The 23,620-nt window shown below is 69.5% G+C and carries 17 protein-coding genes; 15 read left to right on the top strand and 2 right to left on the bottom strand.

The window, feature by feature from the left end; all coding sequences use genetic code 11:
* Positions 1–204 precede the first annotated feature (204 nt).
* The 15 genes from QRN34_RS10015 (at position 205) to QRN34_RS09945 (ending at position 21,082) form a co-directional block, all read left to right on the top strand.
* Complete coding sequence (locus tag QRN34_RS10015; protein WP_285404140.1) at positions 205–5,541, top strand: ESPR-type extended signal peptide-containing protein; 5,337 nt, start codon at positions 205–207, stop codon at positions 5,539–5,541.
* Positions 5,542–5,741: 200 nt separating this feature from the next.
* A complete protein-coding gene (gspE, locus tag QRN34_RS10010) occupies positions 5,742–7,466 on the top strand; it encodes a type II secretion system ATPase GspE (protein WP_285404138.1) in 1,725 nt (574 codons plus the stop codon).
* A gap of 10 nt (positions 7,467–7,476) precedes the next feature.
* On the top strand, positions 7,477–8,694 hold the full coding sequence (gene gspF / locus QRN34_RS10005; protein WP_285404137.1) for a type II secretion system inner membrane protein GspF: 1,218 nt from the start codon (positions 7,477–7,479) through the stop codon (positions 8,692–8,694).
* 27 nt (positions 8,695–8,721) lie between these two features.
* Positions 8,722–9,147: a type II secretion system major pseudopilin GspG gene (gene gspG / locus QRN34_RS10000; protein ID WP_081916322.1), complete on the top strand. Its 426-nt coding sequence runs from the start codon at positions 8,722–8,724 to the stop codon at positions 9,145–9,147.
* 24 nt (positions 9,148–9,171) lie between these two features.
* The gene (locus QRN34_RS09995; RefSeq protein WP_285404135.1) at positions 9,172–9,612 is read left to right on the top strand and encodes a GspH/FimT family pseudopilin; all 441 of its coding nucleotides are present in this window, start codon (positions 9,172–9,174) and stop codon (positions 9,610–9,612) included.
* Positions 9,609–10,031 (top strand): prepilin-type N-terminal cleavage/methylation domain-containing protein, encoded by a 423-nt coding sequence (locus QRN34_RS09990; protein WP_285404134.1) that lies wholly within the window; start codon positions 9,609–9,611, stop codon positions 10,029–10,031. Before QRN34_RS09995 ends, QRN34_RS09990 begins: the two co-directional genes overlap by 4 nt.
* The gene (locus QRN34_RS09985; protein ID WP_036138108.1) at positions 10,028–10,693 is read left to right on the top strand and encodes a prepilin-type N-terminal cleavage/methylation domain-containing protein; all 666 of its coding nucleotides are present in this window, start codon (positions 10,028–10,030) and stop codon (positions 10,691–10,693) included. Before QRN34_RS09990 ends, QRN34_RS09985 begins: the two co-directional genes overlap by 4 nt.
* Complete coding sequence (locus tag QRN34_RS09980) at positions 10,693–11,544, top strand: type II secretion system protein GspK (protein ID WP_285404133.1); 852 nt, start codon at positions 10,693–10,695, stop codon at positions 11,542–11,544. The genes QRN34_RS09985 and QRN34_RS09980 overlap by 1 nt, the downstream gene beginning before the upstream one ends.
* A complete protein-coding gene (locus QRN34_RS09975; RefSeq protein WP_285404132.1) occupies positions 11,541–12,779 on the top strand; it encodes a PilN domain-containing protein in 1,239 nt (412 codons plus the stop codon). Before QRN34_RS09980 ends, QRN34_RS09975 begins: the two co-directional genes overlap by 4 nt.
* Positions 12,769–13,371, top strand: coding sequence for a type II secretion system protein GspM (gspM, locus tag QRN34_RS09970; protein ID WP_036143564.1), 603 nt, complete (start codon positions 12,769–12,771; stop codon positions 13,369–13,371). The genes QRN34_RS09975 and gspM overlap by 11 nt, the downstream gene beginning before the upstream one ends.
* Positions 13,368–14,147, top strand: a complete 780-nt coding sequence (locus QRN34_RS09965; RefSeq protein ID WP_051938488.1) for a hypothetical protein — start codon at positions 13,368–13,370, stop codon at positions 14,145–14,147. Before gspM ends, QRN34_RS09965 begins: the two co-directional genes overlap by 4 nt.
* Positions 14,148–14,186: 39 nt before the next feature.
* Positions 14,187–16,376: a type II secretion system secretin GspD gene (gene gspD, locus QRN34_RS09960; RefSeq protein WP_285404131.1), complete on the top strand. Its 2,190-nt coding sequence runs from the start codon at positions 14,187–14,189 to the stop codon at positions 16,374–16,376.
* Positions 16,377–16,420: 44 nt separating this feature from the next.
* A complete protein-coding gene (gene hrpB, locus QRN34_RS09955) occupies positions 16,421–18,931 on the top strand; it encodes an ATP-dependent helicase HrpB (RefSeq protein WP_285404130.1) in 2,511 nt (836 codons plus the stop codon).
* 106 nt (positions 18,932–19,037) lie between these two features.
* Complete coding sequence (locus tag QRN34_RS09950) at positions 19,038–20,237, top strand: hypothetical protein (RefSeq protein WP_285404129.1); 1,200 nt, start codon at positions 19,038–19,040, stop codon at positions 20,235–20,237.
* Positions 20,234–21,082 carry a hypothetical protein gene (locus QRN34_RS09945; protein ID WP_285404128.1) on the top strand — a complete coding sequence of 283 codons (849 nt, stop codon included), beginning with the start codon at positions 20,234–20,236 and terminating at the stop codon, positions 21,080–21,082. The genes QRN34_RS09950 and QRN34_RS09945 overlap by 4 nt, the downstream gene beginning before the upstream one ends.
* A 16-nt stretch (positions 21,083–21,098) precedes the next feature.
* Here the strand turns inward: QRN34_RS09945 and dbpA are convergent, their stop codons facing one another.
* Together dbpA and QRN34_RS09935 are read right to left on the bottom strand one after the other, a co-directional pair.
* Positions 21,099–22,475 (bottom strand): ATP-dependent RNA helicase DbpA, encoded by a 1,377-nt coding sequence (gene dbpA, locus QRN34_RS09940; protein ID WP_285404126.1) that lies wholly within the window; start codon positions 22,473–22,475, stop codon positions 21,099–21,101.
* A 55-nt stretch (positions 22,476–22,530) separates the two neighbouring features.
* Positions 22,531–23,610, bottom strand: a complete 1,080-nt coding sequence (locus tag QRN34_RS09935; protein ID WP_285404125.1) for a hypothetical protein — start codon at positions 23,608–23,610, stop codon at positions 22,531–22,533.
* Positions 23,611–23,620: the final 10 nt, after the last annotated feature.

Below are 23,620 nucleotides of genomic sequence, written 5' to 3'. Positions count from 1 at the left end.
CGGTTCGCCGGGGTCGCGCTCCACGAGGGGGCCCGCAACGCGGGGCAAGGGGTTTCGTAAAAAGACGTATGGACGGCCGAACGATGCTTGTCGTCGGGCCGTATGGACATTCTCGTCCGGCGTGTGACGACGGAAGGACGACGGGCCGCGCGCAGCGCGCCCGCGCACCGATCGCTCATGGCGGATATCTGGGAGGAACGTGACGTGAACACCATTTACAGCAAGGTTTGGAACGCATCGCTCGGCATGCTGGTCGTGGCATCGGAACTGGCACGTGCCAGGGGCAAGGGCGGCGCCTCCCGTCGCCTGCGTGCCACCATGGCGGCGCTGCCGCTGGTGGCCGGTGTGATGCTGGCCCTGGGCAGCGGGCCCGTGCAGGCCAAGGACAACGGTACCGTGTGCGGCGGTTTCCTGCTGGGCCTGCAGGGCAAGGCACCGGCGGCCAAGGGCAACGACGCCTTCGCCTGCGGTCAGGCTGCGAAAGCCATCGGCGATTTCAGCATCGCGCTGGGCACGGATGCGAAGGCCAGCGGCAACGCCAGTTCCGCCGTCGGCCAGGATGCCCAGGCCACCGGCGATTTCTCGTCCGCGATCGGGCAGGGCACGCGTGCGTCGGGTGCGGACAGCACGGCGGTGGGACAGGGTGCCAACGCCGCCTCGGTGGGCAGTACGGCGATCGGGCGTGGCGCCCGCGCCATCGCGAACAACGCGGTGGCGATCGGCAGCGACAGCATCGCCAACCGCGCCAACAGTGTGTCCGTGGGCCGCGCGGGTGCGGAGCGGCAGGTGACCAATGTCGCCGCCGGTACCCAGGCCACCGACGCGGTGAACAAGGGCCAGCTCGACAAGGTGTCCACGACCGTGACTGGCGTCTCCCGCAGCGTGGACACGCTGTCGAAGCGCGTCGATGGCGTGTCGGGCGATGTCACCGCGCTGGCCGACAGCGTCAGCGACGCCACCCATTACTACAAGGCGAACGGTGCGGGTGACGGTAGCGACGATGCGCAGGCGGTCGGCGATTACGCCACGGCCTCGGGTTCCGGCGCGTTCGCCAACGGCACGGGTACCAGCGCGTTCGGCGCCGGTGCGGTCTCGACGGGCGCGTTCGCCACGGCCACCGGCTACGGCTCGGTCGCCTCGGGCCAGAACAGCGCGGCGTACGGTTCGGGCGCACAGGCTACGGCCAACGGCACGACGGCGATCGGCGCGCAGGCGCTGGATGCGGATGGCAATCCGCTGATCACGTACACCTCGACCGGCGAAGCGGTGGGGCCGGCGACGGCCTCCGGCCTGGCCGCCACGGCGATCGGCGCGAGCGCGCAGGCGGAAGGTGCGTATGCGACCGCACTGGGCACGGCGGCGTTCGCCCAGGGCGAACAGTCCACGGCCAGTGGTTTCCTCGCCCAGGCCTCGGGCAACGGCGCGACGGCGACCGGTTCGCAGGCGTTTGCCGATGGCGAACTGTCGGTCGCGAACGGTTACGGCTCCTCGGCGTATAGCGCTGGTGCGGTGGCAGTGGGTGGCAGCGCCAGCGCGTCGGGGGCCGGCAGCGTGGCGATCGGCAACGCGGCGGAGACGGGCTTCGGCCTGTTCGGGCTGGAGGCGGAGAACGCGGTGGCGCTGGGCAGCAACAGCTGGGCGCTGGGCAACAACGCCACGGCGTTGGGTGCGAACGCCTGGGCGCTGGGCGAAAACTCGGTGGCCCTGGGCGCCGGCTCGCAGGCGGAACGCGACAACACGGTGTCGGTCGGCGATGTGGGCAGCGAGCGACAGATCACGAACGTCGCCGCGGGCACCGAATCTACCGATGCGGTGAACAAGGGACAGCTGGACGCGGTGTCCACCGCTACGGCGGATGCGGGCCATTACTTCAAGGCGAACGGCAACGGCGACGGCTCGGACGATGCGCTCGCTTCGGGTAACTACGCCACCGCGGCGGGCTCCGGTGCGTTTGCCGGCGCCGATGGCGCCACGGCGTTCGGCAGCGGTGCCGTTGCGACGGGCGCGAATGCCACCGCCAGCGGTTACGGCAGCCTCGCCACGGGTGCGAGCAGCGCGGCCTACGGTGCCAACGCCGAGGCGTCCGGTGCGGGCGCCACCGCGACCGGCGAGGGCAGTGCGGCGTTCGGTGACGAATCCAGCGCGCACGGCCACGGCGCGATCGCCGATGGTGCCGGTGCGTCGGGTTACGGCGCGGGCAGCCTCGCCAGCGGCGACTACGCCACGGCGGTCGGCCAGGGCGCGATCGCCCAGGGCACCGGTTCGTCGGCGATCGGCAGCGGTGCCAGCACCAATGCGTCGTTCGCCACGGCCGGCGGTTACGGGGCGTCGGCCTCGGGCCAGAACAGCGCGGCGTACGGTTCGGGCGCGCAGGCTACGGCCAACGGCACGACGGCGATCGGCGCGCAGGCGCTGGATGCGGATGGCAATCCGCTGATCACGTACACCTCGACCGGCGAAGCGGTGGGGCCGGCGACGGCCTCCGGCCTGGCCGCCACGGCGATCGGCGCCAGCGCGCAGGCGGAAGGTGCGTATGCGACCGCACTGGGCACGGCGGCGTTTGCTCAGGGCGAACAGTCCACGGCCAGCGGTTTCCTCGCCCAGGCCTCGGGCAACGGCGCGACGGCGACCGGTTCGCAGGCGTTTGCCGATGGCGAATTGTCGGTGGCGAACGGTTACGGTTCCTCGGCCTACAGCGCCGGTGCGGTGGCGGTGGGTGGCAGCGCCAGCGCCTCGGGCGCGGGCAGCGTGGCGATCGGTAATGCGGCGGAGACGGGCTTCGGCCTGTTCGGGCTGGAGGCGGAGAACGCGGTGGCGCTGGGCAGCAACAGCTGGGCGCTGGGCAACAACGCCACGGCGTTGGGTGCGAACGCCTGGGCGCTGGGCGAAAACTCGGTAGCCCTGGGCGCCGGCTCGCAGGCGGAACGCGACAACACGGTGTCGGTCGGCGATGTGGGCAGCGAGCGACAGATCACGAACGTCGCCGCGGGCACCGAATCTACCGATGCGGTGAACAAGGAACAGCTGGACGCGGTGTCCACCGCCACCAGCGATGCCGGTCATTATTTCCGGGCCAACGGCGCGGGCGACGGCAGCGACGATGCGCAGGCGGTCGGCGATTACGCCACGGCCTCCGGCTCGGGTGCGTTCGCGGCGGGTACCGGCGCGACGGCCACGGGTGCGGGCGCAGTCGCCACCAGCGATTTCTCCACGGCGAACGGATACGGCAGCGTGGCCAGCGGGAAGAATGCCGCGGCCTTCGGTGCCGGCGCGCAGGCCACGGGCGCCGGCAGCGTCGCGGTGGGCGGCAACGCCATCGACGCGGACGGCAATCCGTTGATCTCCGACACGAACGGCAACCCGGTCGATACCGGGGCCACGAGTGCGGGCGTTGGCGGCACGGCCATCGGCGCAAGTTCGCAGGCCAGCGGTTTCGCGTCCACGTCGGCCGGCGTCGGCGCCTATGCCTCGGGCGCGCAGTCCACGGCGCTCGGTGCGGTGGCGAATGCCACGGGCGATTACTCGACCGCGGTCGGCACGTCGACCACCGCCTCGGGCGCGGGTTCGGTGGCTGTAGGTGGCCCCGGCAACCTGGCGGGCCTGGGCCTCGTCTATACGGGTGCCACCGGTGACAGCGCCGCGGCCTTCGGTGCCGGTGCGCAGGCGACCGCCGATTACGCGACCGCCCTGGGCGGCATCGCGGCTGCCGAAGGCGTGGGCAGCACGGCGCTGGGCTATTTCGCTTATGCGCCGGGTGACAATGCCACTGCCCTGGGCATCAACAGCTGGGCATCCGGTGCCAGCAGCGCGGCCGTGGGCGACTTCTCCACCGCACGCGGTGCCGCCAGCGTCGCGCTGGGCGCGAACAGCCTGGTCACGACGCCGGCCACCGGCGCGGTGGCGATCGGCAGCGGCGCGACGGCCACTGCGGCGAACAGCGTGGCGCTGGGCGCCGGCGCCAACGCCGATCGTGAGGGCACCGTATCGGTCGGTGCACGGGGCAGCGAACGTCAGGTGACCAACGTGGCGGCCGGTTCGCAGGGCACGGATGCCGCCAATGTCCAGCAGTTGACGGATCTGGCCGGTAGCGTCAGCTCGGCGGCCCACTATGTGTCCGCGACGGGCGCCGGTGACGGCAGCGACGACGCCAGCGCCACCGGCGCCTTCGCCACCGCCATCGGTGCGGGCAGCCGCGCCAGCGGTGACCTGTCGACGGCGCAGGGCGCGTTCGCGACAGCCAGCAGGACGTCGGCCACCGCGATCGGCGCCTCCGCCAACGCCGGCGCCACCAGCGCCACGGCGATCGGCGACAGCGCCCGCGCCCTCGGCGTGAATTCCGTGGCCCTGGGTGCCGGCTCGGTCGCCACGCGCGCCAACACGGTATCCGTCGGCGGCACGAGCGGGAACCGCCAGATCACCAACGTGGCCGCGGGCACGCAGACCACGGATGCGGTGAACCTGGGTCAGTTGAACACGGCGATGTCGGGGGCCTTTTCCGGCACGTCCAGCCTTGCCGGGAACACCATGGCCATGGCGCTCGGCGGCGGCGCCACGATGGGCGCCAACGGCTTCGTCGGCCCGGTATACAAGGTGCAGGGCGGCGCCTACAGCACCGTAGGCGACGCGGTGGGTGCCCTGGACGGCGCGCTGTCGTCGATCGGCACGCGGGTGAACAAGCTGGAGTCTGCCGCGGGTGGCAGCACGATCCCCGGTACCACGCCGGTAAGGCGCAACGCCCTGGTCTCGACCAGCGTGGCCAGCACGACGCAGGCCACGGCAGCCGACGCGGCCGCTTCCGCACCGGTGACGGCGGCCGCGGCGCCGGTGGTCGCGGCTGCGCCCGTGACCGCCGCCGCCGTGGCGGAAGGCACCGGCGGCGGCACGGCCATCGGCACCGGCAGCTTCGCCAAGGACCCGACCGACCTGGCCGTGGGCACCAACGCCACCGTCGGCGCCGACAACGGTACCGCGGTGGGCACGGGGGCGACGGTGACGGCGGCCGCCACCAACAGCGTCGCGCTGGGCGCCAACTCGGTGGCCGACCAGGCCGACACCGTGTCGGTCGGCAGTGCCACCGCGCAACGTCGCGTCACCAACGTCGCCGCCGGCACCGCCACCACCGATGCCGCCAATGTCGGCCAGGTGGACCAGGCAGTCGCTACCGCAAAGTCCTACGCCGACCAGGGAGATGCCACGACGCTTACCAGCGCCAAGGCCTATACCGATCAGAAGTTCGGGGATGTGGTCAGCGGCGGCGCGTTCGATGACTACAAGCGCCAGGTCGATCATCGCTTCAACAACCTCAACGACCGCCTCAACCGGGTGGGCGCCATGGGTGCGGCGATGTCGCAGATGGCGTTCAGTACGCAGGGGGTCAGCGGCGACAACCGGCTCGGCGTCGGCGTAGGCGGGTACAAGGGGCAGGGAGCCCTGTCGGTCGGCTACTCGCGTAGCCTCTCGCCGCGCGCCAGTCTGACCTTCGGTGCCGCCGTCAGCGGTGGTGAGTCCTCGGGTGGCGTGGGTGTGGGCGTTGGCTGGTAATTACTACCGGTAAGTGCCTACACGGCACGGCCAAGTCCTTGAAAGCCGGCGGCAACGCCGGCTTTCTCTTGTTGCGCCCTGTCGCGGATCGAACACGGCCGGGTCGCCGTTGACATGTGGTCTGTGCTACCAATAGCGGCCCGGGCGGTCAGGAACGACCGCGTGGCAAGACGTAAACCTGTAGACCGTATGGAGTTGGCATGTCTGCGATGACCGAACCCACCGACATGCTGACCGGCGCACCCGGGGAAGCGCAGGTTTGTGCGCACCTGGTCGCGCATGGCCGTCTCAAGGACACCGATCTCGCGCGGGCGCGTCGCCTGCACGACGAAACCCCCGACGGCACGCTCACGTCGCTGATGGCTCGCCTCGGCCTGGTCTCCGAACGCGACCTCGCCGATGCCTGGGCCGACCTGCTGCGCCTGGACCTGCTGGCCGCCAAGGACGCCCCGGAGCTGCCTCCGACGGACGTGGAACTGTCGGTGCGTTTCCTCAAGCAGTACCACGTGGTGCCCGTGCGCGAAGGCGACGACGGCCTGGGCCTGCTCGTGGCCGATCCGGCCGATCCTTACCCGCTGCAGGCCGTGCGCCTGGCCACCGGGCGCGACGTGCAGCTCCGCGTGGGGCTGCGCTCGGAAATCGACGACCTCATCGAACGCTATTACGGCCAGGGCCGCTCGGCCATGGGCAGCATCGTCGAAAGCCTGGACGGCAACGCCGCGGAAGAAGACGACGTGGAGCACCTGCGCGACCTCGCTTCCGAGGCGCCGGTCATCCGCCTGGTCAACCTGATCCTGCAGCGTGCCGTCGAGCAGCGCGCGTCCGACGTGCACATCGAACCGTTCGAAAACCGCCTCAAGGTGCGCTACCGCATCGACGGCGTGCTGCATGAAGTGGAAGCGCCGCCGTCCAGTTCCACCGCGGCGGTGATCTCGCGCGTGAAGATCATGGCGCGGCTCAACATCGCCGAGCGCCGCCTGCCGCAGGACGGACGCATCCAGCTGCGTGTGCAGGGCAAGGAACTCGACCTGCGCGTGTCCACGGTGCCCACCAGTTTCGGCGAGTCGGTGGTCATGCGCATCCTCGACCGCGAGTCGGTCATCTTCGATTTCGCGTCGCTGGGCTTCACCGACGCGTTCCGCGACCGCTTCGTCGAGGTGCTGGACCGCCCCCACGGCATCCTGCTGGTCACCGGTCCCACCGGCTCGGGCAAGACGACCACGCTGTACACGGCGTTGTCGCAGATCAACACGCCCGACGTGAAGATCATCACCGTCGAGGATCCCGTCGAATACCAGATCGAAGGCATCAACCAGATCCAGGTCAAGCCGCAGATCGGGCTCGACTTCACCGGTGCCCTGCGCTCCATCGTGCGCCAGGATCCGGACGTCATCATGATCGGCGAAATGCGCGACCTGGAAACCTGCCGCATCGCGATCCAGTCGGCACTCACCGGACACCTGGTGTTGTCCACGCTGCATACCAACAGCGCGTCGGGCGGCATCACCCGCATGCTCGACATGGGCGTGGAGGATTACCTGCTCGGGTCCACCGTCAACGGCATCCTGGCGCAGCGCCTGGTCCGCCGCCTCGACCCGGAAACGGCGGTGCCCTACGAAGCCCTGCCCGAAGTGATCGAGCAGTTCGAGTTGCACAAGTACACCGACGAGCGTCCCATCCGCTTGTGGAAGCCCGGCACCAGCGCGGTCAATCCCACGGGCTATCGCGGCCGCCGGGCCATCATGGAATTCCTGGTCATGAGCGATCCGCTGCGCCGCCTGCTGATGAAACGCGCCGACGCGGGCGAGATCGAGCGCCAGGCACGCGCCGAAGGCATGCGCACGATGTACGAGGACGGCCTGGCCAAGGCCGTGGCCGGCATCACCACGATCGAGGAAGTCCTGCGCGTCACGCAGGAATCCTAGGCCCCCACGCATGAGCATGTTCCGCTATCGCGCCATCAGTGCCGCCGGTGAGGCCCTTACCGGTCGCATGGAAGCCGCGTCCGTGGCCGACGTGGTCGCACGCCTGCAAGACCAGGGGCACACGCCGCTCGAAGCCGCGCCCGCCGACGGCGCGGCTTCGAGCGGCGGTCTCGCGGGCATGTTCCGCAAGGGCACCTTCACCGGCGACCAGCTGGCCCAGTTCACCCACCAGCTGGCCACGCTGCTCGGCGCCGGCCAGCCGCTGGATCGCGCCCTCGGCATCCTGCTCGATCTCCCGGAAGGCGAACGGGCAAAAAACCTGGTCGAGCGCGTTCGCGATCGCGTGCGTGGCGGCACCACCCTCTCCACGGCACTGGACGAGGAAAACGGCGTCTTCCCGCGGCTTTACGTCAGCCTGGTACGGGCCGGCGAAGCGGGCGGCTCGCTGGACGAAACCCTGCGGCGTCTGGCCGATTACCTCGAACGCGCGCAGGCGCTGCGTGGCAGCATCGTCAACGCGCTGATCTACCCGGCCTTCCTCATGGTCGGCGTGCTCGGATCGCTGGTCCTGCTGCTCGCCTACGTCGTGCCGCAGTTCGTGCCGATCTTCGCCGACATGCAGGTACCCATTCCGCTTATCACCCAGGTAGTACTCGCGCTGGGCACGGTCATCAGCGACTGGTGGTGGGCGATCGTCCTGGTGATGGTGGTGCTCGGACTGGTGCTGCGCCTGCGGCTGCGCGATCCGGACACGCGGCTGGCCTTCCATGGCCGGTTGCTGACGATGCGTGTGGCCGGCCCCTTGCTGCTGAAGGTGGAAACGGCGCGCATCGCACGCACCCTGGGCACGCTGCTGAAGAACGGCGTGCCGCTGTTGTCGTCGCTGGCCATCGCCCGCCAGGTCACCGGCAACCGCGCGCTCGACCAGGCACTGGAGCAGGCAGCCGAGCGGGTCAAGGGCGGGTCGGGACTGGGCAGTTCGCTCGCCCAGACCGAACGCTTTCCCCGTCTCGCGCTGCAGATGATCCAGGTGGGTGAAGAAGCCGGCGCGCTCGACACCATGCTGCTCAAGGTCGCCGACACCTTCGACGTGGAAGCCAAGCGCGCCATCGATCGCCTGCTGGCGGCGCTGGTGCCGGCACTCACCATCGTCATGACCGTCATGGTCGCTTTCATCATGGCGGCGATCCTCCTGCCGCTGCTCAGCCTCACCAGCAACATCAACTGATCCGACCCGTTTCAAGGAGCCTGACCCATGCGTGTGAACCGTACCCTTCGTCACAGCCACGCCCGCGGCTTCACGCTGCTGGAAATGCTCGCCGTGATCGTCCTGATCGGCATCATCGGCGCCATCGTCGTGACCCAGGTCGGCAAGAACGTCGACAAGGGCAAGTACGGCGCCGGCAAGGCACAGCTGACCACGCTGGGCCAGAAGGTCGAGAACTACGCGCTGGACAACGGAAGCCCGCCGCACTCGCTGGACGACCTCGCCACCAAGCCGGCCGATGCGCAGAACTGGCAAGGTCCCTACGCCAAGGCGTCCGACCTGAAGGACCCGTGGGGCCACCCGTTCGGCTACCGCTACCCCGGTGAGCACGGCAGCTTCGACCTGGTCTTCTACGGGCAGGACGGCAAGGCGGGCGGCGACGGCTATTCGGCCGACGTCGGCAACTGGCAGTAAGCCGGCGCGATTCCCGGACCGGCCATGCGCGCGCGCGGATTCACGCTTTTCGAGATGCTGGCGGTCATCCTGTTGATCGGGATCGCGGCGGCGGCCGTCTCGATTCCCGTCACGCAAGGCCTGGCCAGCGCACGGGTGAATGCGGCCAGCGGTGAACTCGCGGCCGCGCTACGCTGGACGCGCGCGCAGTCCATCGTGAAAGGCGAAAGCCTGGCGCTCGAGGTCGATACCTCCGCGGCCACCTATCACGCCCCGGGCAAGCCCGTGGTGCACCTGCCCAGGGACATGCGCGTGGCGATCACCAGCGCACGCGAAGACCAGGCCAACGCCACCACCGGACGCATCCGATTCTTTCCCGACGGCAGTTCCACGGGTGGCCGTATCACGCTCACGCGTGGCGATCGCCAGTGGCACGTCAACGTGGCCTGGCTTACCGGCGCCATCCAGGTGGTGGACAGCCGATGACACGCATGGGCCGCCAGGGTGGTTTCAGCCTGCTCGAAGTCATTGCCGCCATCGCCGTGCTGGCCATCGCCTTTTCCGCGTTGATGCAGGTGGCAGGCAGTTCCATGAGCCTGACCGCGCGCGCGAACGAGCGCACGCAGGCGGCGTTGCGGGCACGCAGCCTGCTCGACGGCGCCTTCGTCATGGAGCCCCTGCGCGAGGGCAGCAGCGAAGGGCGGATCGACGATGTCTACCGCTGGCGCATGAACGTCAGTCGTTACCAGTCACCCGGCGATCGTCCCGCCGCGGACGGTGTCAGCCCGGCGGCCTTGCTGTATCGACTCGACCTGGACGTGATGTGGGGGCCGGAGGGCAGCGAGCGACACGCGCGCTTCGCCACGCTGCGCATGGGCAACCCCAACCAGGACGCTTCGCCATGAGGCGACAGCAGGGTTTCAGCCTGATGGAGGTGCTGGCCGCGCTCGCGCTGCTGACCATCGTGCTGTTGGGCGTGTATTCCGGGATCAGCACCGCGTCGCGCATCGTGCGCAGCGGTGGCCAGGCCATCCAGCGGATGGACGAGATCCGCTCGGCCCAGGGCTACCTGCGCAGCGAGATCGCCCAGGCGCTGATCGTGCCGTTCGGCGAAACCGACGACGGCGATCCCATCGTGTTCTCCGGTGATGCCAGCACGCTCCGCTTCGTGGCGCCGATGCCCGGCTACCTGTCGCGCCTGGGGCCGCAACTGCAAACGGTGTCGCTGGTGCGCGACGGCAACCAGGGCTACCGGCTGGAAGTGGCCCTGGCCATGCTGCCGCCCAACGGGGGCGATCCCAAGCCGCTGGGCGAGCCCGAGGTATTGCTGCGCGGCATCCGGCGCGGCGCCTTCGCCTATCGCGGCATGGACGACAAGAACCAGCCGGGCGACTGGCAGGACACCTGGGACGACGGCCGGCGCACGCCCATGTTGGTCAGGCTGTCGCTCGATGTGGGCAGCAACGTGGTTTTTCCGACCCTGGTCGCGCCCATCCGGCTCGATCCCACGGCGTCGCGCAATGGGTTCTCACTGACGCGCGGCGGGCGCGGGCCGGTGCTCCGGTGATGCGGCGCAGGCAACGCGGCGTCGCCCTGCTGATCGTGCTATGGGGCTGCACGCTGCTGGCCATCATGCTGGGTGGCTTCGCGGCACTGGCCCGCACCGAGGGACTTCAGGCCCGCTATCAGTTCGCCCAGACACGTGCGCACTACGCGGCCGAGGCGGGCCTGGTACGTGCCATCCAGGCGCTTCAATCGCCCGACATCGATTCGCGCTGGGTAGCGGACGGCCGGCCGTACCTGTTCACGTTCGACGATGCCAAGGTCACCCTCACCATCATCGACGAGGACGGCAAGGTCGATCTCAACGCCGCCTCCGACGACGTGCTGACCGGTCTGTTCAAGGCGGCGGGCGCGCCCGACGACAAGGCGAGCCGGCTCTCCGCGGCCATCCAGGACTGGCGGCGGGCAGGCGACGAAGCCTTGCCCAACGGCGCCAAGCTGCCGCAGTACCAGGCGGCGGGTCTCGATTACGGCCCACGCAACGGACCCTTCGCCACGGTGGAAGAGGGGCGCATGGTGCTCGGCATGGATGCGGCCCTGTGGACCCAGGTGGCTCCCGTGCTGACGATCTGGTCGGGCCGCGAACGGCCGAACACCGAGCACGCGCCGCCGCTGGCCCTTGCCGCGATTCCAGGCATGGGCACCGCCGGTGCCGCCGCGGTCCTTGCCGCGCGCGGGCAAGCCACGGGTGCCGTGGCGGCAGGAGGCAACGGTGTCACGCACACGATACGTGCGCAGGCGATCCTTGACGACGGGACTCGGAGTTCCCTTACAGCGACGATCCGACTGCGTGGGATAAGATCCGGAAACCAGCCCTACGCGGTATTGCGTTGGCGCGAAGGAGACGAGGAATGAGCGCTTTGCAGGACGCCTCCCAGTTGCAGCTCGAGCGCTTCCGCCGCGCCTGGCGGGGCAGTGCGTTGCCCGGGCTGTTGCGCTGGTGGGGCGGCGAACTGGCCGCCCTCATGCCCGTCCGCTGGCGCGAAGCCTTCGCCGGTGGCGAGCGTTGGTACGCGGTGGAGCGTCACGACACCGGCTGGCAGATGCGCCGCGCGGGCGAGTCCCTGCCCGTGGCCGAGGCCGCCGATGCCGACACACCGGAGCACCGCGCCGCCGTGCTGGCCGGGGCGCTCGCCGAGGCCGATCCCGCCGACCGGCGCGTGGCCCTGGTGCTGCCCGCGGCCCAGGTGATGCGCCGTCGGCTGGTACTGCCGCTCGCGGCGCGCGACAACCTGCGTCAGGTGGTCGGGTTCGACCTGGACCGGCAAACCCCGTTTCGCGCAGAGGATATCCACTACGGCGTACGCGAGATCGGCGCTGCCGGCACCGAGGGCCGTTTCATCGCCGAACTGGCGGCCACGCCGCGCATCGCGCTCGATCCGCTGCTCGACGAACTCGCCGGTCTGGGTGTCATGCCGGACCGTGTCGATGTCGCCGAGGGCCACGACCTCGCCGGGGTGGATCTGCTGCCGCCCGCACGGGCGCCGCGCCGTGTCGACCGACGCCGACGCCTCAACCTCATGCTGCTCGCGGCCATCGTGCTGCTGGCGATCGCCACCATGGCGATGTGGCTGCACAACCGCACCCTCGCGCTGGAGACGATGCGCGCCGAAGTCGAAGCCATGCAGGGCGATGCCCAGCGGGTGAAGGCCCTTCGCCAGAAGCTCACCGACAGCGCCGGTGCGTCCGGTTTCCTCGCCCGTCGAAAAACCGAAACGCCGGCCGTCCTGCCCGTTCTCGACGAACTCACCCGCCGGCTCCCCGACGACACCTGGCTGGAGCGCTTCACCCTCAACACCACGGGCCAGCTCGGTTTCCAGGGACAAAGCCCCCAGGCGGCGCGCCTTATCGATGCGTTGAAGGGTGCGCGCACCATTGGCGACCCCAGCTTCCAGGGCACGATCCAGTCCGACCCCACCTCGGGCAAGGAGCGCTTCTACATGCAGGCCAAGGCGATCATCCCCAAGGCGGCGGCCCCCGCCGCATCCGCGGGTCCCGCCCGCGCCGGCACCACGGGTACATCCACGCAGGGTGGCGCGCGCGGCGCCGCCGCCGCGTCCACCGCCAGGGAGGCCCCCAATGCGCCTTAAGCCCGCCGAATCGCGCATCGCCGCCATCCTGCTCGCGCTGGTCGTGCTCGTCCTTGCCTACTTCATCTTCATCCACTGGTGGTTCGTGGCCCCGCAAGCGGCCATCGCCGACGAAATGGACGATCTGCGCGACACGCAGCGGCGCTACGCCGCCGCTATCGCCGAACGCCCGCAGCTGGAAAAACGGCTGGCTTCGCTCGAACAGGGGCAGACCCGCAGCGATGCCTTCCTGCCGGGCGACGATACCAACGCCGCGGCGGCGGGCCTCATGCAACGCATCGTCGATGTCGCCGCCGCGCACAAGGAAGACGGCGCCTGCGACGTGGTGCAGAAGATGCCGGTGCCCAGCCAGGAAAAAACCGGCGACCCCTACCGCAAGGTCACGGTGAACATCAGCCTGCGTTGCCAGATGCAACCGATGACGGCCGTCATCCACGACATCGAGAACGCCACGCCATACCTGTTCATTGAAGATTTCAGCATCTATCGCAACCCGGTCGCGGCGCGTGCCGGCGGCGCCGCGCCGATGGAAGTCCAGTTCACCGTCTCCGGTTACATCCATGCCGCCAGCGCGGCGAAGGCGGCCACATGAACGCGGCCGGACAGCGGCGGCTGACGCCCTTGCTGGCGGGCGTAGCCCTGGTGCTTGCCGCCACCTTGTGTGTCTTCGCACTGGGCGTGGGGCGGGGCGTCCGCTGGGACCCACCGGGCGATCCGCAGGCACTGCCTGCCGCCCGTCCGGTCGCCATGCCGACGCCGGTGCCGCTCGCGCGCTTTGTCGAGGTCTGGCAACGGCCCTTGTTCATGGCCGACCGCAAGCCGGTCGCGGCGGCGGGCGACGATGACAGCGCCAGCAACATCGGCGATCTCGAACTCACGGGCATCATCATGACGCCTGGCCTGCGCATGGCCTTGCTGCGTGACAAGGGCAAGGACGTCACCGTGCGCGTGAAGGAGGGCTCGCCCCTCGCCGAGGGCCACTGGACGCTCGCCTCGCTCACGCCGCGCAGTGCCGTGTTCGACAATGGCGGCGAACGCCGCGAGCTGACGTTGAAGGTCAGCGCGCCGGAAGCCCTGGCCAAGGACGGGAAGCGTCCCGGCGTGCCGCCAGGTCAACCCGCGCAGCCTGGTCAGCCCACGCCCTCGCCGTCGCTGCCCCCGGGCGCCATGCGTATCGAACAACCGCAGGCATCGGGCATGACGGGCCCGGCACTGCCGCGTCCGGCCGATGCCGGTGCACGACAGGCTCCGCCGCGTCAGGACGACGAAGCCCTGCAGCGTGCCCGTATCGACGCACTCAAGCAGGCGGTGCAGAAGCGCCGAATGGAACAGCAGCAACAACACCCGCAGGCGCAGGACTCGCAATAGCGGGCGCGTCCCGCGCCCCCAAGGAAGGAGGAGCAACACATGAAACCATGCACACTCGGCATGGCCGCCCTGTCGGCCCTGCTGATGGTCGGCTGCGCCTCGCATTCGTCCCGGCTCGCCTCGCACGCGCTGGAATACGAAGCGCTGGCCGGCACCGAACGGCCCGTACCCGCGCCCTTGCCGCTGAACGAGCCGCCCGAGGCCGATGTCACCGATGCCGCCGCGCCGTCGATCCAGCCCGGCAACGGACACTTCATCAGGCCGCAGGCGCGGACGGTGCCATCCCCCATGGCCAGCGGAACCGACGCGGTGACCTTCAACTTCGAAGACCAGCCCGTGGAGGCCGTGGTCAAGGCCATCCTGGGCGACCTGCTGAAGGCCAACTACGCGGTATTGCCTGGCGTGCGCGGCACCGTGTCGTTCTCCACGGCGCAGCCCGTGACGCGCGAGCAGGCCCTGCCCATCCTGGAGACCTTGCTGTCCTGGACGGGCAATGCGCTGGTCCACGAGCAGGGCCGCTACAACGTGCTGCCTTCGACGCAGGCCGTCGCCGGCCACCTCGTGCCCCGCCTGAAGGCCGGCGCACCGGCCGCGGGCATGTCCGCACGCCTCTTCACCCTTCGCCACGTGGCGGCGCCGGAAATGGCCAGGCTGCTGGCACCGTTCGTGCTCCCCGAGGCCGTGCTGCTCGCGGATCCCGCGAGGCCGGTGCTCGTGCTTGCCGGCACGCCCGATGAACTCGCGAATTACCAGGCCACCATCGACACGTTCGATGTCGATTGGGTGGCCGGCATGTCGGTCGGGGTGTTCAGCCTGAAGCATGCCACCGTCGGTGAGTTACTGCCTGCCCTGGAGTCGGTATTCGGGAAGGACAGCGGTGGCCCGGTCGCCGGCCTCGTCCGCTTCCTGCCCGTCGAGCGTACCGGCAGCATCGTGGTCATCGGTACACAGGAATCGCATGTCAGTCAGGTGGGCGAATGGATCGCGCGCATCGACGGCGGGGGTGGCAACGAACCCCGCCTCTTCGTCTACGACCTGCGTAACCTGCCGGCCACCGATGTGGCGCGCTACATCGGCAGCGTGTTCGATGCATCGGTCGGTGGCGACCAGGGCGGTCGGGTGGTGCCGGGGCTGGAGGCGGACACCTTGGGCGGCACTGTGGGAACCACGGACGCCGGTGGCATCGGCGCCGGCTTTGGCGACCGTGACACGGCCGAGGATCCCACCTTCTTCCAGTCCGCCACGCCCTCGTTATCCGGATCGGGCCGCGGCACGGGTGCCGGCACCATACGGGTCACCGCCATCGACGCGAACAACCAGCTGATGATTCGCGCGCGCCCCTCGGAGTGGTCGGAGGTGCGCAAGGCGATCGAGCGCCTGGACGCGGTGCCCCTGCAGGTGCAGATCGAAACACGCATCCTCGAAGTGCAGCTGCGCGACGCCTTTCGCTTTGGCGTGCAGTGGTACCTCGAAGGCCTCGCGGGTGGCAACGGCGGAGTGGCACAACCCGGCAACAAGCAGCAGTGGGCACTGGGCGGCGGCATCGGGGCCGTGCCCACCGGTCGGCCGGACACCTTGTTCTACTCGTTCGTCAACAGCGAGTTGCAGGTGGCGTTGCGCGCGATGGAACACAACGGACATACCAAGATCCTCTCGGCACCCTCGCTGGTGGTGGTGAACAACCACAAGGCGCGCATCCAGGTCGGTGACCAGATTCCGGTGACGCAGACCTACGTGAACACGAACGTCGGCAGCGGCAATCCGGTGGGGCAGGTGGAATACAAGGATACCGGCGTCATCCTCGACGTGCGCCCGCGCGTGAATCCGGGTGGCCTGGTTTACCTCGACGTGGTCCAGGAAGTCAGCCGGGCCGGTAGCGACACCAACGCCACCAACCTGCCGATCATGAAGCGCAAGCTGACCACCCAGGTGGCGGTGCAGAGCGGCCAGACGGTGCTGCTCGGCGGGCTCATCCGCGAACTGGACACGGAAAACCGCAGTGGGGTGCCAGGCCTGTCGCGCGTACCGTTGCTGGGCGCGTTGTTCCGCAACCAGGACAACGGCGGTATGCGTACGGAACTCGTCGTACTGATTACGCCGCGGGTGATCGCCAACGGCGTGGAGGCCAAACGGGTGCTGGACGACTACCGCCGATCGTTCCGCTCACTGCGGCCGCTGGAGCGTGTCGCCCGCGATACGCTCACGGACGAACCTCCGGAAGAGGGCTGATAAAGCGCGCAACGCGGCGCCGCCTTGCGTACCATGTCGAGCGCATGACTCCATCGTTTCCGATCACGCCGCTGCTGCCCCGGATCGTCGCTTCGCTGATGACGCACACGCGTCTCGTGCTCGAGGCGCCGCCGGGCGCCGGCAAGACCACCCAGGTGCCGCTGGCGCTGCTGGATGCGCCGTGGTTGGGCGACCAACGCATCCTGATGCTGGAGCCACGCCGCATCGCCGCGCGCGCCGCGGCATCGTTCATGGCCGCGCAACTCGGCGAGGACGTCGGCGGCACGGTCGGCTACCGCATCCGGTTCGAATCGCGTGTCGGGCCGCGTACGCGCATCGAAGTGGTCACCGAAGGCATCCTGGGCCGGATGATCCAGGACGATCCGGGGCTGGACGGCGTCGGCGCGATCCTGTTCGACGAGTTCCACGAGCGCCACCTTGCGGGTGACCTCGGCGCAGCGCTGGCGCTGGATGTCCAGGCCAGCCTGCGACCGGACCTGCGCCTGCTGGTGATGTCCGCCACCCTGGACGGCGAGCGCATGGCGCAATGGCTGGATGCGCCTCGGGTGAGCAGCCCGGGGCGCAGTTTCCCGGTAAGGGTCGAGTATGCCCCGGCCCGCATGCAGGAGGGTCTCGAACAGCACCTTGCGCGCGTGGTGGCGCAGGCACTCGCGGAAAACGAAGGCGATGTGCTTGCGTTCCTGCCCGGCCGTCGCGAGATCGAGCGCGCGCGTGGCCTGGTCGAGCGCCGCGATGAGACCCTCGAGGTGGTCGCCCTGCATGGCGAGCTTTCACTGGCCGAGCAGCAACTGGCCCTGACGCCTGCAGATGCCGGCACACGGCGGGTCATCCTTGCCACCAACGTGGCCGAGTCCAGCGTCACGCTGCCGGGTATTCGCGCGGTGGTGGACGCAGGCCTGGCACGCGAGCCGCGTTTCGACCCCACGTCGGGCTTCGCGCGTCTGGAGACCGTGCACATCTCGCAGGCATCCGCCGATCAGCGTGCGGGTCGTGCCGGGCGTGTGGCCCCTGGGACGGCCTACCGGCTCTGGCCGCAGAGCCGCCGCCTAGAAGCATCGCGCACGGCGGAGATCCAACACACCGAACTGTCCGGGCTGGCGCTCGAACTGGCTGGCTGGGGCAGCGACGACCTGCCCTGGCTGGACGCGCCGCCGGCTGGCGCGATGGGCCAGGCACGCGACCTGTTACAGCGGCTAGGCGCCCTGGACACCACCTCGGCACTCAGCCGACTTGGCCGCGAGATGCTGGCGCTGGGGGCCACCCCCCGGCTGGGCGCGGCCGCCTGTCGCGCGCCGGCCGGGCACAGGGCGCTGGTGGCCGACCTGCTGGCGCTGGTGGATGCGCGTTCGCCCCTGCGCGGCGAGCAGGGCCGCAGCGACGATTTTCGTCAGCGGGTGGCGGCGTTGCACCTTTGGCGCGACGCGGGTGCGCGTGGTGCGCGTGCCGCCTCCGCGGACATCGGTGCGCTGGCGGCGATCGAAAAAGCCGCCGCGGGATGGCGGCGGCGTCTCGACGTCCGCACGGCCGCCAGCGGCATGCCGGACAGCCATGCCGTGGGCGACTTGCTCGTGCATGCGTTTCCCGACCGGGTGGCGCGGCGTGACGACGGCCATGCGTCGCGCTACCTCCTGGCAAACGGGCGCGGCGCGCGGCTGCACGAGAACAGCGCGCTGCACGGCGAGCCGTGGATCGTCGTCCTGGACCTGCGCCTGGAAGCGCGCGACAGCCTGATCTACGCTGCGGCGCCTTTCGATGCCGCCTTACTCGAGCGCGACCATGCCGATCGCTTCGTCACGGAGCGCGTGCTGCTTTGGGACGACGAGCGACAGATCGCCGAGGCCTTCGAAGAGCGTCGTTTCGACGCCCTGCCGATCTCACGCAAGCCGTTGCCCCTGCGTGGCGACGACGCTGTTCCCGCGTTGTTGGCCGCCATCCGGTCGCGGGGCATCGCGGCCTTGCCCTGGAGCGATACGGCGAGGCGCCTGCGCGCGCGGATCGGTGCCCTGCGCGTGTGGCATCCGGCCGTCGGCTTGCCCGATGTCGCCGATGCGGCCCTGCTGGACACACTGGATACGTGGCTGGCACCTTTCCTGACAGGCAAGCGACGGCTCGACGCGCTGCAGGTCTCGGATCTTTCCGAGGCACTCGCTGGCATGCTCGATTACGAGCAGCGCCGTGCGCTGGACGCGCATGCGCCCGAGGACCTGAAAGTGCCCAGCGGCATGACCCGCCGCCTCGAGTACGGCGCGCGCGACGACGACCCGGGCGCACCGCCGGTGCTGGCGGTAAAGCTCCAGGAACTCTTCGGCCTGGCGGACACGCCCCGCGTGGGCGACGGACGCATCGCCGTCATGCTCCACCTTCTCTCACCGGCCGGGCGACCCATCCAGGTCACCCAGGACCTGGCGGGCTTCTGGGATCGCACCTATCCGGAAGTGAAGAAAGAACTGAAGGGTCGCTATCCCCGTCATCCGTGGCCGGACGATCCCTGGACGGCCACGGCGACGCACCGCGCGAAGCCACGCGGAACCTGACACAGGCCAGATTGGGCTATTCGCCTACGCACTGCTGCGGGTATACCCGCTGACGGCCTGCCGTGCCGGTCGCTTCAATAGCGCTCCCCCCTGCGGAGATCGCCCCATGCCTGTCGTTCCGAACCCCGGTGCCCGGTGGCGGGTCTGCGTTGTGCTTGCCTGCCTCGCCGCATCGCCAGGCAGCGCGGCCACGCCGACGGGCGCGCGCTTCCACCGGCCACCGCCACCGGGCAACGAGTATGCCGCCTGGACCATGCGAAGCCTGGCCCTGATGAATGCCTACGACCTGGGCGATGTCTCACCCTTCCACCCCGATGCCGAGTGGACGCGGGAGTACCTGGCCGATCCCTCGTCGATCTACAGCGACCTCCACCCACGGCTGTTCTCGGGCAACCGGGCTGAGTCGGCGGACGCCACCGCGTTCCCGGACAGCAAACGGACCGCGCGTGCCATCGCCTGGGACCTGGGTCTGGACAAGGCGCTGCCCGGCTACCAGACGCTGCCGGATTATCCAGGCCCTACGCCGGGCAACCTGACGCTGGCGGTGGCCGCGAACCTCGACAAGTCAGGCGTCGCCCCGATCTATTACGAGAAAGCCTACGCCCTTGGCGGGAATGACCTCTTTACGCTCAACGCGGAGTTCGCCGTCGCGCTGCAGACCCTGCATGACTGGGTGGAGGCCACGCCATGGGCCGATCGCGAGGCCTTCGGGGTCGATGAGGACGCCCTGCGCCGGGTGATGTCCGCGCGTTCCCTGGACGACGTGAGCGATCACGACCTGGTGTACCTGGCCGATATCCTGCGCGCGGAACTGTCCGCGCGTTCCACCGGCGACGCGGCTGCCGGCGCCCGGCGCGCCTTGCCGGCACCGCTGCGCATCGCGCGTGTCGCCGCAGCCTATCGGGCGAGCAATGCCGGCTATGCCGCCTGCCACAGTGATGGCTCGCGGAAGGATACGGCGGGCTCTCTGCCGGAAGACCTCGCGCGCCCGATCTGCTTCTCCGATGCCACCGATCGTGCCGTCTACCGTTGGTACCGGTCCATGCGGCGACATCAGCTGGCCCAGCCACCGGAACCCTTCCATGGCGACTTCGGCCAGGTGGCCCGGCTGATCGATCACTTCGCCGACGTGCGACCCGCCTGGGCCGGGGCCTATACCAACGAGGCCCTGGACTGGTCGAACCATGCCGAAGTCGTCGAAGCGCAGCTGGCCCTCGACAGCCCCGTGCCCCGCGACGCCGACACGGGTTTCTACCGGCTCGTCGAGCGCACCAACCTCCTTATCTGCCGGACCACCACACGATGACCGCCTGCCGCTTCTTCCGCTGTGTCGCCATAGGCACAGCCCTGTGGCTCCCTATCGGTGCCGTCGCGGCGGCGCCCGTCGTCAAACGCGTCATCCACGACGATCCGAGAAACAGTGTAGGCGCGCGCCTTCTCGCGTCGTTCGCCGCACACGTCGTGCCGGCGCAGGCGTGGTATGTCGATGCCCTCGACGGCCGGCGACCGGATGCCGCACAGTTTGCGCGGTTCTCGCGCCAGTGGCAGACCGCGACCTTCGTCAGCTTCACCTACGAGTTTGAGGTCAACGGCGAGCGGCACCAACGCGTCTACCACGCCCGCTCCGGGCGCAACGAACTCGACACGGGGCTCGACGGCGAACGGCCACGCCGCGCCTACGCAAGCTATTTCACGCGGGGGACGCCCGTCGTCGCATGGGCCGACGCGCCTCCGCGGGGCAGCCAGGTCACCGCGTCCCCCGTGCAGGGTGATCGCTACGACGATGCGCGCAAACGCGATGCCGAGCTCAAGGTGGCCCGGTGGATCGAGCGTGACATCCGCGAGGGCAGGGTGGCGGCCGGCGGCCGCCTCAACGGCTACACCAGCCAGGCCCCGTGCCCCTCCTGCGAGGCCGCCCTGCAGGCGCTATCCGACCAGCATGGCATCCGTGTCCACGTGGCCTACCTGGGCCATGGTAGCCCCGCCTATACACGCTTCGATCGACAGCGGCACCAGCACATGACATCGATCGAAGTGGCGGTACACGGTGGGCAGCTGAACCTGCTCGGCCAGGCGGCGGGAACGCCGGCGCAGGAGGCGAGCGTCGCCTGCCTGGATACGCCGGGGGATGGCGAGATCAACGACCTTTGACAGGGTCGCCCGCCAGTCAGCCCAGGGGGCGGACGCGGAACGTGCGCCCCTTGATCTTGCCGGCACGCAGGCGTTCGAGGGCGCGATTGGCGAGATCGCGGCGGATCGCCACATAAGCCCGCGTGGCGAAGACATCGATCTTGCCGATGTCCTTCGCATCGAGCCCGGCATCGCCCGTCAGTGCGCCCAGGATGTCGCCGGGACGCATCTTGTCCCTGCGGCCACCGTCGATGACCAGCGTTTTCATGGGGGCCAGGTTGAGGACCTTCTTGCCTTCCGCCTGCGCCCGCGCGGGATGACGTGGCAACGTTTTACCCAGTCGCTCCTCGATGGCCTTGATCTTGGGCAACTCGCGCGAGCCGGCCAGCGAGATGGCCATGCCGTTGGCACCCGCGCGGCCGGTGCGACCGATGCGGTGCGTATGGGTATCCACATCGTGCGCGACGTCGTAGCTGACCACCAGCGGCAGGGCCGCGATGTCGAGGCCGCGCGCGGCAACGTCCGTGGCCACCAGGATGGAGCAGCTGTGATTGGCGAAGCGCACCAGCACTTCATCGCGATCGCGCTGTTCCAGATCGCCGTGCAGGGCGAGCGCGGTAAAGCCGCGACGATCGAGCTCGGCGGCCAGGCCCTCGGTATCCTTGCGCATGTTGCAGAACACCAGCGCGGCTTCGGGTTTCTCGTGCGTCAGGATGCGCGCCAGCACGTCCGCTTTGTGGGCGGGCTCGACCTCGACGACGCGTTGCTCGATGGTCGGCACGGCCTGCGGCTCGTCCGCCGTGACCGTGACCGGATCGCGCTGCACGCGTCCACTCATCGTGCGGATGTCGTCGGGGTAGGTGGCGGAGAACAGCAGTGTCTGGTGGTGCTTCGAAATACGCTTGACGATATCGTCGATGGCTTCCTCGAAGCCCATGTCGAGCATGCGGTCGGCCTCGTCGAGCACCAGCATCCGGATGCCGCCGCCGTGCAGGCTGCCGCGCTTGAGGTGCTCCTGCACACGACCGGGAGTGCCCACCACGATGTGCGGATCGTGCTCGAGCGACGCCAGCTGCGGGCCGAGCGGCATGCCACCGCACAGCGTCAGCAGCTTCACGTTGGGGATGTTGACCGCCAGCCGGCGCAGTGCCTTGCTGACCTGGTCGGCCAGCTCGCGCGTAGGACAAAGCACGAGGGCCTGCAGGCGGATCTCGTCGGGGTTCAGGTGTTCCAGCAGGCCCAGCCCGAAGGCCGCCGTCTTGCCGCTACCCGTGCGTGCCTGGGCGATGACGTCGCGACCGTCGAGGATCGGCGGGAGGCTGTCACGCTGGATGGGTGTCATCGATGCGTAGCCCAGTCCCTCCACGGCGGCGAGGAGGGTGGGTTTGAGGGGCAGGGAAGCGAAGGTATCCATGCGCCCATGATCGCACATCGTCCCTCCAGGGCCGTTGCGCCCGAGCCGCAACCGGTCAGCAGTCGGGCGGCGAGGATATAGCGGAGTGTGCCGGGTCATCCGTGCCCGAGCCTTCCGACACCCGCGGAAGACGGGGCGATCCCAGCCGGAACGAGCGCTGCCGCCACGGCATGCCCTTGAAGGCCCGACCCAGTGAGCCGGCGCTCAGTTCGCGCCGCACCTGCGCCGCCCGCGCCCCGCCAAGGATGTCGCGCGCCAGCAAGGGCTCGCCGCCGTGCGCGTCGACCAGCAGTTGCCCGCGCATCCGTGCGCGCCCGGATGCGATCAGCGCTTGCTGCTCGCTCCGCGCGATCGAACCGTACATCTGCGTGACCTGCACGTCGGCATCGTACGCGCGGGCGAAATCGCGCATGGCGTCGCGGCAGGAGCTGCACGTGGCGCCCCCGATGGCACCGCGCACGCGGCCGCCACGCGGCACCACCCGGGCCTGGATGTCGTGCTCGATCGCGCGCAGGGCCTTGAACTCGGCATCCAGGTCGCCCTGCATGGAGGGCACGGGATAGCCGTCGATCACGGAACCCGTGGCTGGCAAGACGCGGGCGCGTACATTCAGTGAGTCGAACTCCGCGAAGAGGATGTCGTCGCTGATGTCCGCGGCGACCATGTCGCGGTGTTCGCTCACCGTGCCGACCCCGGAGGCGGTCTCGGCATCGCTGTCGATCGAGCCGTCCGGCGAGGCCGGCGATCGAGGCGGCGTGGGCGAGCCGCGTGGTGTGGGACCGGAAAAGACGTCCTCGGCGACGATGCTCAGCGGTTTGCCGTCCATGGCGTGATACACCCTGACGTACTCCGTGCCATGCACGGTGTAGTGGTACTCAAAACGGGCGACACGCGCCTGGGTCATGGCTTCCTCGAGGTGTTCCCAGCGGATCGCGCGGTACGAATCCGCGTAGTCTTCGGTGAGCAGCCGGCGCATCGCATTGACGAAATACTGGCTGGTGCGCTCGAGCTGTGCCGTGACGTTGCCCTGGTCGATGCCCATCGCGTCCACGGTGACCATGGGCGTGGCGTGCCCCGCGCCACCGTGCAGTGCGATGCCACCGCCGACCAGCGACAGGACGAGGAAACGATACATCGGACGATCT

The organism is Luteibacter sp. ME-Dv--P-043b (assembly GCF_030209605.1).
Classification (GTDB): Bacteria; Pseudomonadota; Gammaproteobacteria; order Xanthomonadales; family Rhodanobacteraceae; genus Luteibacter.
The sequence above is the reverse complement of the archived record's forward strand: the minus strand, read 5'-3'. Positions and strand labels throughout refer to the sequence as shown.